Annotated in this window: 14 protein-coding genes and 1 tRNA gene; 9 read left to right on the top strand and 6 right to left on the bottom strand. The window is 66.5% G+C overall.

What is annotated here, in order from left to right; translation table 11 throughout:
• Positions 1-37: 37 nt before the first annotated feature.
• Both Q0627_RS14995 and Q0627_RS14990 read right to left on the bottom strand, forming a co-directional pair.
• Positions 38-352 (bottom strand): Uma2 family endonuclease, encoded by a 315-nt coding sequence (locus tag Q0627_RS14995; RefSeq protein ID WP_298811088.1) that lies wholly within the window; start codon positions 350-352, stop codon positions 38-40.
• 31 nt (positions 353-383) lie between these two features.
• Positions 384-1,061, bottom strand: coding sequence for a TetR/AcrR family transcriptional regulator (locus Q0627_RS14990; RefSeq protein WP_298811085.1), 678 nt, complete (start codon positions 1,059-1,061; stop codon positions 384-386).
• Between the two features lie 139 nt (positions 1,062-1,200).
• On the opposite strand from Q0627_RS14990, the gene Q0627_RS14985 reads away from it, so the two are divergent.
• The 4 genes from Q0627_RS14985 to Q0627_RS14970 all read left to right on the top strand — a co-directional run bounded on the left by Q0627_RS14985 (position 1,201) and on the right by Q0627_RS14970 (position 5,722).
• Positions 1,201-2,427, top strand: coding sequence for an oxygenase MpaB family protein (locus Q0627_RS14985; protein ID WP_298811082.1), 1,227 nt, complete (start codon positions 1,201-1,203; stop codon positions 2,425-2,427).
• Between the two features lie 89 nt (positions 2,428-2,516).
• On the top strand, positions 2,517-4,202 hold the full coding sequence (locus Q0627_RS14980) for a sodium:proton antiporter (RefSeq protein ID WP_298811079.1): 1,686 nt from the start codon (positions 2,517-2,519) through the stop codon (positions 4,200-4,202).
• Positions 4,203-4,296: 94 nt separating this feature from the next.
• Positions 4,297-5,034: a hypothetical protein gene (locus Q0627_RS14975; protein WP_298811076.1), complete on the top strand. Its 738-nt coding sequence runs from the start codon at positions 4,297-4,299 to the stop codon at positions 5,032-5,034.
• Positions 5,035-5,155: 121 nt separating this feature from the next.
• Positions 5,156-5,722: a putative glycolipid-binding domain-containing protein gene (locus Q0627_RS14970; protein ID WP_298811090.1), complete on the top strand. Its 567-nt coding sequence runs from the start codon at positions 5,156-5,158 to the stop codon at positions 5,720-5,722.
• Positions 5,723-5,753: 31 nt separating this feature from the next.
• Here Q0627_RS14970 and Q0627_RS14965 read toward each other — a convergent pair whose 3' ends face one another.
• Positions 5,754-6,740, bottom strand: coding sequence for a prephenate dehydrogenase (locus tag Q0627_RS14965; protein WP_291019992.1), 987 nt, complete (start codon positions 6,738-6,740; stop codon positions 5,754-5,756).
• Between the two features lie 87 nt (positions 6,741-6,827).
• On the opposite strand from Q0627_RS14965, the gene Q0627_RS14960 reads away from it, so the two are divergent.
• The 5 genes from Q0627_RS14960 (at position 6,828) to Q0627_RS14940 (ending at position 10,240) form a co-directional block, all read left to right on the top strand.
• On the top strand, positions 6,828-7,385 hold the full coding sequence (locus Q0627_RS14960) for a tRNA adenosine deaminase-associated protein (protein ID WP_298811073.1): 558 nt from the start codon (positions 6,828-6,830) through the stop codon (positions 7,383-7,385).
• Positions 7,386-7,428: 43 nt separating this feature from the next.
• Positions 7,429-7,872, top strand: a complete 444-nt coding sequence (locus tag Q0627_RS14955) for a nucleoside deaminase (RefSeq protein WP_291019987.1) — start codon at positions 7,429-7,431, stop codon at positions 7,870-7,872.
• 99 nt (positions 7,873-7,971) lie between these two features.
• A complete protein-coding gene (locus Q0627_RS14950) occupies positions 7,972-8,319 on the top strand; it encodes a hypothetical protein (protein WP_291019984.1) in 348 nt (115 codons plus the stop codon).
• Positions 8,320-8,376: 57 nt separating this feature from the next.
• Positions 8,377-8,467: transfer RNA gene (locus tag Q0627_RS14945), tRNA-Ser, on the top strand.
• Between the two features lie 90 nt (positions 8,468-8,557).
• A complete protein-coding gene (locus tag Q0627_RS14940; RefSeq protein ID WP_298811070.1) occupies positions 8,558-10,240 on the top strand; it encodes a lipase family protein in 1,683 nt (560 codons plus the stop codon).
• A gap of 26 nt (positions 10,241-10,266) precedes the next feature.
• Here the strand turns inward: Q0627_RS14940 and Q0627_RS14935 are convergent, their stop codons facing one another.
• From Q0627_RS14935 to nuoN, 3 genes are all read right to left on the bottom strand, one after another.
• Positions 10,267-11,202, bottom strand: coding sequence for an SMP-30/gluconolactonase/LRE family protein (locus Q0627_RS14935; protein WP_291019977.1), 936 nt, complete (start codon positions 11,200-11,202; stop codon positions 10,267-10,269).
• Between the two features lie 92 nt (positions 11,203-11,294).
• The gene (locus tag Q0627_RS14930) at positions 11,295-12,149 is read right to left on the bottom strand and encodes a hypothetical protein (protein ID WP_298811067.1); all 855 of its coding nucleotides are present in this window, start codon (positions 12,147-12,149) and stop codon (positions 11,295-11,297) included.
• Between the two features lie 355 nt (positions 12,150-12,504).
• A partial coding sequence (gene nuoN, locus Q0627_RS14925) for an NADH-quinone oxidoreductase subunit NuoN (protein WP_298811065.1) occupies positions 12,505-13,758 on the bottom strand: 1,254 nt, incomplete at its 5' end.

Below are 13,758 nucleotides of genomic sequence, written 5' to 3'. Positions count from 1 at the left end.
CAACCCGCAGGGCCACCCACCTACACGCCGGTGCGCACTAACTGAACGGTATTGCCATTAGGTCGGGGATGGGGACACTTGCCCCGAGGTTGACACCCTGTTCGGTGACGATGACGACGTCGGCCGGTGCGACCGCCTCGAGCAGGGCCGACAATCGTCGCATCGCGGTGTTGTGCCAGTGATTGGCCGGCGCCATCATCACGACGTCACCGTCCAGCAGCTCGAACCGGCCATCGATCGCCCCCTCCAGTCGCGGCAGGTCGGCCGCGGTGAACCCCCCGGGCGGCACCATCGGAACCGAGACGAGCCGGCTGGGGATCGGCTCGTCGTCAGGATGGGGTGCTGCCGTCATGCCGCTCAGCTTACCCCTCGGCAGGTTCGGATCAGCGGGCGTCGAGCATCGGGACGATGTAGCGGCGGGCGATGGCGGCGAGTTGTCCGTCGTCGTCGGTGTCGACGACGAGGCTGGGAATTGTCAAGAAAGACATGGAGATTCGGACCATCACCTCCGCGGTCACGTCCGCGTCGACGTCGGCGGCGACGTGCCCGGCGGCCTGCTCGATGCGGAGTTGGTCGGCGACGAATCCGGCGACCGAGGCGACCATTCGGGCCGCGACGTCCGCGGCGCCGATCAGTTGCTCGGGCTCGGTCACCAGCAGCCTCGCGATGAGCGGGTTGCCGCGGACCGTGCGCAACGAGCTTACGAAGAGGAACTCCACTCGATCGGCGGCAGTCGGTTCGGCCTTCACCTCGCGGCGGAAGACGTCGAAATAGTGGCGGAACTCGCGGGTGATCACCGCCTCCGCGAGAGCATTCTTCGACGCGAACTTGCGGTACAGCGTCACCCGGGACACCCCCGCGAGTCTGGCGACCTCTTCCATCGACGTGCGCTGCATCCCGACCCGGCAGAACACCTCGCGGGCCGCGTCGAGCAGCTTGATCTGGGTGGGATCATCGACGGTCGAGTCGTCGGGCGACGTTCCGGCCCCGGTCAGCGCCCGGTGCAGCAGCGATGTCTCGATCGGTGCCGATCCCACGGTCTCCGGAGTTCGGGTCTCCAACGTTTGGCGCTCCTCGGTGCTGTTCAGGCCTTCCAGACTATGTTGCCGAAACTTTTGTGATCGCTACCACCATCTGGTAGATGTATCGATGTTACAACGATCGTAACTTTGTTACATCAGCCCGGATCGGAGTCGGCACATGGAGAACTTGAGTAGACGAACCGCGCTCAAAGGCGCCGGCGTGCTTGGCGCCGCGGGGGCGGCGTCGCTGGTGGCCCCGGCGACGCCATGGACGTGGTCGCCCGCCTACTCGATACCCGGGACCGGTACCGGAAAAGACCCGCGCACGGTGTGGGATCCCGAGGCCGACGAGGTCATCGCCAGGCTGTTCCGCAACCCCGGACAGGTGCAGCGGGTCAACAACCTGCTCAAAGGCTGGACCAAGAACTCTCAGCCGCTGCCTGCCGGCCTGCCGAACGAACTGCGCGACTTCATCGAACACGCACGCAGGCTGCCGGCATGGACCGACTGGGACCGGCTCGACGCCGCGGTCCGCTTCAACCAGAAACGCGGCCTCTATCTCGGCGTCATCTACGGCTTTGCCAGCGGCATGATGAGCACGGTGATCCCGCGGGAGGCGCGTGCCGTCTATTACTCCAAGGGCGGCTGGGACCTCAAGGACCGCATCTCCAAGACCGCCAAGTTCGGGTACGACGTGGGTGCGCTCAACGCCTTCCGGCCGGGCGGCGAGATGATCGTCACCTGCGTCAAGACGCGCATGGCGCACGCCGGTGTCCGGCATCTGCTGCCGCAATCGGGGCACTGGCAGGCCGTGGCACCCGAGTCCAAGCCGATCAGTCAGGCCGACATCATGGTCACCTGGCACAGCCTGCCCACCACCGTCATGCGCAACCTGCGTAAATGGCGGGTACCGATGGAGAACTACGAGGGTAACGGCCTGCTGCATTCCTGGCAGGTCACCGCTTCGCTCCTCGGCGTCCACGACGAGTACATCCCCAACTCGTGGGGTCACGCCGAATCGCAGGCACGTCAGGTGCTCGACCCGATCCTCGCGCCCACCCCCGAGGGACGCAGGCTCGCCAACGAGCTGCTGAATCTGGGTGTCAATCTTGACCTGACATTGCTGTCCCGCGGCGTTCTCGGTGCCCTGACCCGCTACGTCCTCGGCGACAAGATGGCCAACTGGTACCACATTCCCCGCGAGCCGGTCTGGAGTCCGCTGCTGGAAACCGCGTGGGTGCCGTTCGTCGGGATGCGCGAAGGGTTGCTGGGTGTGGGAGTGCCCAAGGAGACGTACTGGATGTTCGACGAATTGCTGCGCCAGTTCGTGCTGCTCTACATGTCGGAGCTGCGCATGCCGATCAGCATTCAGATCCCGACGTTCAACAACCCGAAGTACAAATAGACCCCGAGTTCGGTCACGCCCGGCAGGTTCGTTCGGCCGGACGACCCGCCAACTCGGACAAACCGCCCCCGACCTGAAAAGATCAGCGCATGGAACTGCTGATCCTGGTCCTCGTCGGGGCCATCATCGTCACGTCGTTCGCCGACAAACGAGGCATGCAACCCGCGCTCATCATCATCCTCGTCGGTCTGGGTGTCTCGTTCATCCCCGGAGTTCCGCACGTCGAACTCGAATCGGAGATCCTGCTGACGGTGGTGCTGCCACCGCTGCTGTACTCGGCCGCACTCGGGTTCTCCTTCGCCAACTTCGTGCGCAACATCCGGCCCATCCTCGGCCTCGGGGTGGCGATGGTGGTCATCACCGCCTTCGCGGTCGGCTGGGTCACGTCGACGGTGTTACCCGAATTCACCTTTACCCTCGCCCTGCTGCTCGGTGCGATCGTCGCCCCGCCCGATGCGGTGACGGCCGTCGCGATCGGCCACAAACTCGGTCTGCCCAAACGCCTCATGTCGATCCTCACCGGAGAATCGCTGGTCAACGACGCCGCAGCACTGTCACTGTTCGCGATCGCCATCTCGCAGATCGCCAGCACCCACTCCTTCATCGAGAATCCGCTCGCTCTGTTCGGCTACAACGCCGTCGTCGGGCCGCTCGTCGGCCTCGTCATCGGGTTCGCCACGCTGTGGATCCGGCGGCACCTGGACAACCCGGCCCTGGAGACGGTGCAGGGCTTCGTCGTCCCGTTCGCGGCGTTCATCGGCGCCGAACACATCCACTCCTCGGGTGTGCTGGCCGTGGTGATCGCGGGCTTCGTCGTCGGATCCGGGTCGCTGCGCGCCGGGTACCAGACCCGTCTGCAGGAACGCTACCTGTGGCATTCGGTCGATGTCCTGCTCGAAGCGTTCGTCTTCGCCTATATCGGACTGCAGATGCGGTTCATCATCGATGACCTGCGTGCGGCCAAGGAATCGCTGGTGCACATCGCGTGGGCATCGGTGCTGGTGCTGATAGTCGTGCTCGCCATCCGGCCGATCTGCGTGTTCCTCATGTTCGGGCGTGCCGCGGTCAGCAGACGTATCGACGCCGCCGTCAACCTCGAAACGCCTGCCAACCCACGGCGTGCCGCCCGATCCGGCGAGAAACGGAAGAAGCCGTCCCGCTGGGCGGGCAAGATCGACGGCCGTCCGCTGACCTGGCAGGAGTCGACGGTCGTCGCGTGGACCGGTATGCGCGGGGTGGTGACACTCGCCGCCGCATCCGGTATCCCGGCGACCGTCGCCGGAGGCGGCGACTTCCCCGAACGCTCGGCCATCATCGCGATCGCGTTCGTGGTCACCATCGGCACCATCGGCATCCAGGCCACCACGCTGCCGTGGATGATCGCGCGGCTGCACCTGCACAACGAGGCCGAGGAACGTTACGACTACGAGCAGACCAAACTCGCCGAGAAGATCGCCGACCGGGCCTCGGCCGGCGTCCTCGCCGAATTCAGGGCCGCCCCGCCCGACGGTCTCGACGCCGAGACCGTCGCGGTGATCGACGCGACCGTCGCCCGGCAGTCGCACGACGCCGAAGAGATGCCCGACCCCGAAAAGCACAACCGCCGCACCGACGCGTTCATCAAGCTGTACCTGGATGTGCTCGCGGCCCAGCGCGCCGCGCTCGTCGCCGACCGGGATGAAGGCAAGATCGAGGACGAGGCCGTCCGGGCGATGCTCGAGCGCCTCGATCTTCAGGAAGCCAGCCTGTCGGCGAGGATGGAGAGCCGCTTGTAGATCGGTGGCATCCGGCGTGCGGCCGGGGCTTGGGTATGGTCGCAGGCAGAGACCCGGGGCACACGGCCGCGGGACACAGGCATGGGGGCAGGCGATGGCGCAACGACAGCCGACACCCGCCGAACAGTCGTACCTGCAGCCGATGGGCCCCCAGTTCTATCCGCCGCTCGGATACGCCGACGACGGCACCGCGCAGTACCTTCCGGGGCAGCCCGCGGCCGGTCCGTCTCCGCTGCCCGGTGCCGCCGCAACTCCCGGAGCTGTGGCAATCCCTGGACAGGTGTCGCACGGCCCCGAACCCCGATCCGGCCCCGAACCCCGATCAGGCCCCGAACCCCGATCAGGCCCCGAACCCCGATCAGGCGCGGTGTGGAAGACGGCGGTGTACCTCGTCGTCATCGTCGTGCTCGGTACGGCGACGGTGCTGATGGCCCGCAACGTGCTCACCGGCGACGAGCCCGACGAGATCACGCTGCCGACCGCCACCACCTGGACCGTCACTCCCCGAACCGTCACCCCTCGAACCGCCCCCGACACACCGTCGCGGCGCGGCATCGTCGTGGACTCGGCCGGCAAGACCATCGTCTACCGGGCGACCATCAACGGCGTCGGCGTACTCGCCTACAGCGACGGCACCGGCACCCGCAGTGCCGTCGTCTCCGAACCCGACTGGACCGTGACGTTCACCGGCACCGGCGCCCCGCTGCGGCTGCTGGTGATCGCCACGTCGGGAAGCGCGGTGACGTGCTCGATCACCGTCGGCGGTGAAGTGGTGGCCAGCGACGAGGTGACCGTCGATTCGTCGCGCCGGACCGCCGCATGTCTGGCGTGAGCAGCCCCGATATCGCTAACGTAGAGAAGTGAGTTCACCGCAAGCAGCCCAGCCCAGCCCGACGGCGTCCTCGACAGCCACTGCGCCCTCGACGGCCCCGGGCGGTGGCGATTTCCGGACCATGGTCACCTGGCGTGGTCTCGATGCCGTACGGCTCGAACAGGTCCGCGTCTACGCCAGTGGCGCCCGCATCAAGGCATACGGCCGGATCATCGCCGCGGCGAACGACGAACATGAGGCGTTCTCCGCGTCGTACGAACTGATCACCAACGACGAAGGCGTCACCAAACGCTTCTCCGTGCACCTCGTGCGGGCCAGCGGAGAATCGCAGCTCGCCATCAATCGCGATGGCGAACACAACTGGCTCGTGCAGACCGCCGACGGCACCATCCGCAGCGACTTCAACGGCGCCGAGGACATCGACATGGCCCTGTCGCCGATGTTCAACGCACTGCCCATCCGCCGTTACGCGTTCCGTGCCGGGCGCCGCGTCCCCGCCGGCGAGCATGCGCCGGTGCCGGTCGTGTACCTGTACCTGCCCGAGGCTCGCGTCGAGGCGGCCACCATGAACTACACCAAACTCAAGGGCAACCAGGTGGCCATCGAAGGGCCCCTCGCCAGCTCCACCATCTCGTTCGACGAGAACGGTTTCGTCATCGATTACGAAGGGCTGTCCGAACGGGTATAGACCCCCAACCCACCCGAACCCGGCCCGGACATCAACCCACCCAAACCCGGCCCGTGTGCGCCTGGCGGCGTAGTTCCTGCTGCCATCCCGGGGAACCGACGGTGACGCCGGTGATCGGCACAGGGGGCCGCGACGACATCGCCTCGTAGGCCAGTCGCGCCCGGTGCCCGTCGTCGACGAGGATCTCGACGCTGCCGCGGTCACGGAGATCGTCACGGATGTTCGTCAGCCGGTCGATGGCCTCGCTGAGCACGTTCAGCAGTGCCGCGTCGTTGGCTTCGAGCATCGCCCGCTGCAACGCCGGTGCCGTGCCCGCGACGCGGGTGCCGTCGCGGAAACTACCCGCTGCCAGCCGCAACGCGAGTCCGCTCTCCCCGGCGCCGACGGCCGCGGTCGCAGCTGCCATCAGGTGCGGCAGATGCGATATCGCGGCCACCGCCCGATCGTGGGCGTCGTCGGCCGCCGGCACCACCGTTGCGCCCGCGGCCAGCGCGATCGCCGCCACCCGCAGCCAGTCGGCGGGGTCGGTGCCGTCGCCAGTCGACACCATCCACATCGCGCCCCGGAATAGATCGGCGTCAGTGGCCGCCCAGCCCGAGTGACTGGTGCCCGCCATCGGGTGCCCGCCCACGAACCTGGCCGCGGGATGTCCGGCGGCGACGATACGGGTGACGGCCTCCTTGACGCTCACCACATCGGTGAGCAGATTGCGCGGGGCGTGTTCGGCGACGGCCGCGACCAGCGCCGGCAGCGTGGTCACCGGGGTGGCGAACACGATCACCGCGTCGATGGCCGCTGCCCGTCGCAGCGTCTCTGGCAGGTCCGCGGAGGCGTCGTAACCGTCGGCGCGGGCGGCATCGACCGTTGTCATCGACCTGTTCCAGCCGAAGACCGATGTCGTGTCGGCGAGGACGCGCAGCAGTGAGCCCCCGATCAGCCCGAGCCCGAGCACACACACCGCGCCCGTTTCCGGAGGGATTGCCGTGGCGGGCAGGGGCTGTGCATCGCTGTCGGTCACGGCATCTACTTTCCCACGCGGTCCCGAACAGGGGGAACGGATATTAGGACTTGGGAACCGCGCACCAATCGGGATACCGTGACCTGCATGGCAGCTGCCGGTAAAGGCGAAGGGTCCCGCGGGGCCGACAACACCAACAGCGCGAACACGGGCGACGACGTCGACGGTTTCGCGGTGGCCGTGGTGCGCGACGAAACGCGGTGGAATGTCACAGCTCTCGACCCGTCCGCGCTCATCGACCTCGCCGACGCCGAGCGGCAGCTCAAGGCGTTGCGTGCGACCAGTGCGCTGTTCGGCCTGCTCAACGTCGACGACGAGTTCTTCATCATCATCCGCCCGGCGCCCGGCGGGTCGCAGTTGCTGCTGTCCGACGCCACCGCCGCCGTCGACTACGACATTGCCGTCGACGTCCTCGACGCCCTCAACCTGGAGGTCCCCGACCTCGACCCCGACGACATCGACGATGTCGAACCGTGGGAGGAGGGTGACCTCGGCGTGCTGGCCGATCTCGGACTGCCCGACGCGGTGCTGGCGGTGATCGTCGGCGACACCGATCTGTACGCCGACGAACAGGTCGGCATGACCGCCGCCCGCCTCGGTTTCGCCGAGCAACTGGCCAAGGTCCTCGACACGCTGGGACGCTGACCTGACTCCCGACCGGAAACCGCCGCCCGGACCGTGGGAGACGATGATGCGTGCCGCCCTCGACGCGGCATCGCGCTCGGGTGCCGACGACGTGCCCATCGGTGCGGTCGTCTACGACCCGGACGGGGTGGAACTGGCACGCGCCGCCAACCGTCGCGAAGCCGATTCCGACCCCACCGCACACGCCGAGGTCCTCGCTCTGCGGGCAGCCGCGAGAGCGTTCGGTGACGGATGGCGGTTGTCCGGGTGCACCCTAGTCGTCACCGTCGAACCGTGCACGATGTGCGCGGGCGCGATCACGCTGTCCCGGGTCGACCGGCTCGTGTTCGGCGCGTGGGAACCGAAAACCGGGGCCGTCGGATCGCTGTGGGATGTGGTGCGCGACCGCAGGCTCACCCATCGTCCCGAGGTGATCGGCGGCGTCCTCGCCGCCGACGCGATACGCCTGATGCAGGAGTTTTTCGCGGTACGGCGAGAATCGCACTAGACCAGCAGGCGGGCCAGGATCTGTGGCACATTGGACACAATCATTGGCGCGCCCGGGATGACCGATCACGCCGGGTGCCGAACAAGCTGAGGAGAATCCATGTCGGAAGCAGCGGACAAAGTCAACGAGGCGATCAACGTCGCCAAGGAGAAGCTCGGCGAGATCGCCTCGAACGAGAAGGTCGCCGGCGCCATCGGTGCGGCTCAGCAGAAGCTCGGCGAGATCGCCGCCAACGAGAAGGTGCAGGGCGCGCTGGGAGCAGCCCAGCAGAAGGTCGGGGAGATCGCCTCGAACGAGAAGGTCGTCGGCGCGATCGGCGTCGCCCAGCAGAAGATCGGTGAGATCGCGGCCAACGAGAAGGTGCAGGGCGCGGTGATCGCCGCGCAGGAGAAGATCGGCGAGGTCACCGGCAAACTCGGCGGCAACAAGCCCGATACAACAGCCTGACGAGGGGCCTGACCAGGTAATTTCACGCTCCGGCACACCTGCGGTACAGTTTTCCGCGGTGGCGTGTCCGAGCGGCCGAAGGTGCAGCACTCGAAATGCTGTGTACGGTAACCCCGTACCAGGGGTTCAAATCCCCTCGCCACCGCCACAATGGCCCCCTGCCTGCACCGGTAGGGGGCCATTGCAGTTTTAAGGAGCCGTCATACGCATCAAGAGTCGTCTTGGTCTTCCTCCGTGGATGCGCATTGTCCTGGCGTTGGTGGCGATCGCGCTCGGTATCTACCTGATCACCAGACCGATCTCGTCGCTCGGCGTGCTCGTATGGTTCATCGGGGCCGGGTTCATTCTCCAGGGTGTGCTGGTTCTGACCGACGACGACCACCACACATCTCGATGGTGGCGGTTTGCCGAGGCTCTCGCGTGGCTTGCCGCGGGCGTTGCCATCGTGGCGTTCGGCGGTCTGACGTTGCGCGTGCTCGTCGTCGTCATCGCTATTGCGCTATGCGTGCGAGGCGTCCGTCAGATTGTTCCTGCTCTGCGAGCGGGAGCTCCGGTCGATACCCGGATCGCGGCGGGTGCCTTCGGTATCGCCTCGATCGGGTTCGGGCTGTTGGCACTGCTCTGGGCGGACATCACCCTCGTGGTCACGGCCGTGGTGTTCGGGGCCTGGCTGATCATGTCCGGCGTGGGCGAGGTTCGCCGCCTGATTCGTCCCGGCGATCGCGAGCCGTCGCAGTCGCCGAGCCGGGTACGACGGTTCGCGCGGACGATCACCGCGCTCGTGGCCGTCGCGGTCGCTGTCGTCGCCTGCGTGGTCAGCGTCAACGTCCGTTCCGACACCCCTGATGTCGACGACTTCTACAGTGCACCAAGCGATATCCCGGCCAAGCCGGGTGTCCTGATTCGGTCCGAGTCGTTCACCCGTGAGGTTCCCGACGATGCGCGCGCCTGGCGGATTCTGTATTCCACCACTCGCGGCGACGGTTCGCCCGCAGTGGCCAGCGCGCTTGTCGTGGTCCCGAAGCGTGGTGACGGTGGTTGGCCGGTGATCGACTGGAACCACGGCACGACCGGCTACGCGCAGCCGTGTGCGCCGTCGCTGCTGGCGCAACCGTTCGAATCGGGTGCGATGTTCGTGCTGCCCGAGGTCATCAAACGCGGGTGGGCGCTGGTCGCCACCGACTACATCGGTCTCGGGACGAAGGGCCCGCACCCATATCTCATCGGTGTCGACAGCGCGCACGCCTCGCTCGACGCCGTCCGGGCGGCACGTGCTCTCGAACCGGCCGACCTCGGCGACGACACCGTCGTGTGGGGGCATTCCCAGGGTGGTGGTTCGGCGCTGTGGTCCGGTGCGCTCGCCCCGACGTACGCACCGGATGTCCCACTCGCCGGAGTTGCCGCGCTCGCGCCTGCGTCGAATCTGCCCGGACTGATCGACAATCTCCCGAACGTCACCGGCGGCAGCGTGTTCTCGTCCTTCGCCGTCGCGGCATACATCGCCAACTATCCCGACGTCACGTGGCGTGGCGCGATCCGTCCGGGTGCCGAACCCATCGTCCGGCAGATGTCGGGGCGTTGCCTATCCGGCGCGGGCGTCCTGGTCTCGGTGCTTTCGGCGCTGTCGATGACCAGGGACCCGAACATCTTCGCGACCGATCCGACCAGCGGTGCTCTGGGGAAGCGGCTCAAGGAGAACGTTCCGCCGACCACGATCGGCGTGCCGCTGTTGATCGGTCAGGGTGAGGCGGACGGTCTGATCACTCCCGCGGCTCAACGTGAATACGTCGACACGATCCGGCGCGCCGGCCGGCAGGTCGACTACCGGACATTCCCCGGACTAGGCCACGTCGACCTGGTCGAAGCCGAGTCCGCGCTGATACCTCAACTCCTGGAGTGGACGACCGCGCGGTTCCGTTGATCGATCGGTTCAGGTGATCGCCCGGTTCAGGTGATCGCAAGGCCGGAGATGCGGACCCGGAGTATGTCGCCGAGTTCAGTGCCGACGGCGAGTTCGGTTGCGTCGTCCGGGTTGACGGCCACCGATGTCGCCGGCTGACCGAGCTGGACGACGCACTGCGTGCGCGCGACGGTGTTGGCGATGAACAGTTGGCCCGTGGTGGTCGTTACGGCCAGAGTTCCCCGCCTGACCACGGTCAGATCGTCGACGATGCCGGGGATCGGAGCGGTGAGGTCGGCTGCCACGCTGGTTCGGTTTGGTTGTGCCAGGGGGACTTTCAGTACACGCCCGGACACGCTGGTGGTCATCGTCACGTACAGGTTGTCGCCGTCGACGGCCACGCCGTTCATGCTCGAACCGTTGACGGTGGTGCTGGGGGTCAGGTTCCGCGGCGCCTTCGACGACCAGCGTCGGTCGACCCGGCCACCCGGGAGCACCTTGAGTACCCCCTGCCAGGTGTCACCGACGTAGGCGTTGCCTTTCGCGTCGAAGGCCAGCCCGTTGGGGAAGCCCAGACCTTGGGTGTAGATCCGTGTCTTCGGTTGTGCGGCAGCGGGATCGAAGCTGTAGATGCGTCCCGTCCGCAGGAGCCCGAGGGCGTCCTTGCTGAAGGAGGTGACATACATGCGGCCGTCGGGCCCCGCTGCGATCCCGCCGGGAAACGGCACCGACACCGACGCGGTGACACGGCCGCGATCATCGAGTCGTTCCACCGTGCTCATCGCCGTGCGGGTGACCCAGAGCGCGCCGTCGCGGTCGTAGGCGAGGTTCTCGCTCCAGCCGAGGACCGGGACAGGTGCGGCTTTGAGGGTGCCGACGCGAACCGTCGAGCAAGGGCTCGCCGCATCGGCCGGCAACGGGTTCGCCCAGATCATCGCCACGGATGCGGCCGTCGCCGCGAGAAACACAGTCAGACGCCGCATCGAAACTCCCCTTCGTGCCCCGGCGTAGCCGGGGCGTCCAGTACAACAGGGGGTAAGTGTAGACCTCGGTCGATAGGTGTCCTTCGGACCGCCTACCCGTCGGCGCCGAATACCTCGTCCACGGTGGCGGCGGTGATGGCGCGACGGAACCATTCCTTGAGCTGGTCGACGTCAGTGCACTCGGTGATACGCCTTCTCGCTTCATCCGTTACCGGGATGCTCCGGGTGGCCAGAACCTCGAGGAGCGCTTCGGCGCGATCTTCGACTTTGCCCTTGTTGAAGTATTCGCGCGCGAAGTCGGATTTGGGTTGCCAGGTCGGTGCGGACATGAGTTGCTCCAGGTAGGTGCGTGCGGTGTCGGGTAGGACGGTCCGAATGAGGTCAGCGTACATGTAGCTGCGTTCAATGTCGGGTGTGAAAGTGGCGAACAGTGCGTCGAGAACAGCGTGATTCTCGTGGTGCGTGATGGCTGAGAGCATCGCCAGCTCGGGATGCCCACGCGCAACCTCGGGGTCGGTGATCGCCGGGACGTCGGCTGGGCCGATGACGAGGGGTTCGATTCTCGAATTGCCGCCCAGATGTATGGGTCGTGCCGCCCAGCGCGCTGTGCGTGGCCGCGGGCAGATGACCAGAACGACGACGGGCGCCTTCAGTCGGTTACGCAACGAGACGAGGTAGGCAGGCCAGGTGTAGTGCTTCTTGTAGTCGGGTTCCAGTTGGACCTCGACGATGATCCCGAGGGCGGCAGCGCCATCGTCGTGATGGAGCGTGACGACGCCGTCGGCCCGCTGTTCGATGGGCGTGGTTTCGGTGAGGTCCGGCGAGTCGAGAGTGACGGAGGCGTAGTCGGGCACGGGCGCGCCGCCGAGGTCAGTGACGAGATCGACGGCGAACTGCGGTTGCTGTCGGACCAGCTCGGCGAGCGCTTCGTGAAGGTATGTCGGCACACGATGACAGTAGGCGTCGGCTACGACACAATCCTTTGTCGTCCAAAGCGGCCACGATCAGCTTCGGTGGCCGGAGTGACCATACGTCACATGGTCTCCGCCGAGCGTCGCAACGTACCACGAGACGCGTGTTCAGTTTAAGGACCTGTTCAAGAACTCTGAACACGTCGCTATTCTGAACACGCGAACGATCCAGGCGTGACTTCCGTCAATAGTCATAGATGTCGCCGAGTGCTGTCAGCAGAAGCGGCCGCGAGAGTCCCGTCCATTGATGCAAGACCTGACATTGGGCACGTCGGGGTTCGGTACGTCGACGTACGTCGTGTCCGAGATCGGTAGCACGCGGGAACGGTACTCAGTGGAACTGGGCGGCGCGTTCGGCGAGGTCGAGGAGGGGCTGGGGGAGGATGCCCAGGAGGATGGTGACCACTGTGCAGGCGGCTATGCCGGCTGTGGTGAGGATGCTGGGGCGGACGATGTGGGGTGGATCGGCGGGGGGATCGGTGAAAAACATGGCGATGATGATGCGGATGTAGAAGTAGGCGGCGATGGCGCTGGACAGGACACCGATCACCACGAGGATTCCGGCGCCCGAACCCGCGGCGGCGGAGAATACGGCGAACTTGGCGATGAAACCGCTTGTCAGGGGGATACCTGCAAAGGCGAGCAGGAACATCGAAAACATCGCGCCGACAAGGGGATAGCGTTTGCCCAGACCCGCCCACTGGGAGATGTCGGTGGCCTCGCGGCCCGACAGGTGGGGGCCGACGGGGCGGTCCGGCTCGCGGACGACGGAAATGGTGGCGAATGCGCCGAGCGTCGAAAAGCCGTAGACCGCAAGGTAGAACAGGGTTGCCGTGATGCCGTGTTCATCGAGGGCGATGACTCCGAGGAGCAGGAAACCGGCGTGCGTGATGGACGAATAGGCGAGCATCCGTTTGATGTCGGACTGGGTGACGGCCATGATCGCGCCGATCAGCATGGTCGCGATCGCCACCGCCCACAGGATCGGTTCCCAATCTTTGTGTATCTCACCGAAACCGAGGTAGCAGACCCGCAGTAGGCCGCCGAATGCGGCGACCTTGGTGGCCGAGGCCATGAATCCGGTGACGGGGGTGGGGGCGCCCTGGTACACGTCGGGAATCCACGAATGGAACGGTACGGCACCGATTTTGAACAGGAGACCCACCGAGAGGAGGGCGAACCCGATCACGGCGAGCGAACGGTCGTCGGCGGAGGCGAGCGAGGTGTTGATCTCGGCCAGATCGAGTGAGCCGGTCGCCCCGTACGCGAACGCCGCACCGAACAGGAAGAACGCCGACGCGAACGCGCCGAGCAGGAAGTACTTGAGCGCCGCCTCCTGCGAGATCAGCCGTCGACGCCGCGCCAGTCCGCACAGCAGGTACAGCGGCAACGACATGACTTCCAGAGCGACGAACATGGTCAGCAGATCGCCGCACGCGCCGAACAGCATCATCCCGCCGACTGCGAACAGGGCCAGCGGGAACACCTCGGTGGTCGTCCCGCCGGCGCGGGTCGCCTCGTATTCGGCGTCGCTGCCGGGCACCGACGCACCCGACGAGGTGAACATGTCGGCGTCGGTGATGTC

The organism is uncultured Gordonia sp. (genome assembly GCF_937858515.1).
Classification (GTDB): domain Bacteria; phylum Actinomycetota; class Actinomycetes; order Mycobacteriales; family Mycobacteriaceae; genus Gordonia.
This window is presented reverse-complemented; position numbering and strand designations above follow the sequence as displayed.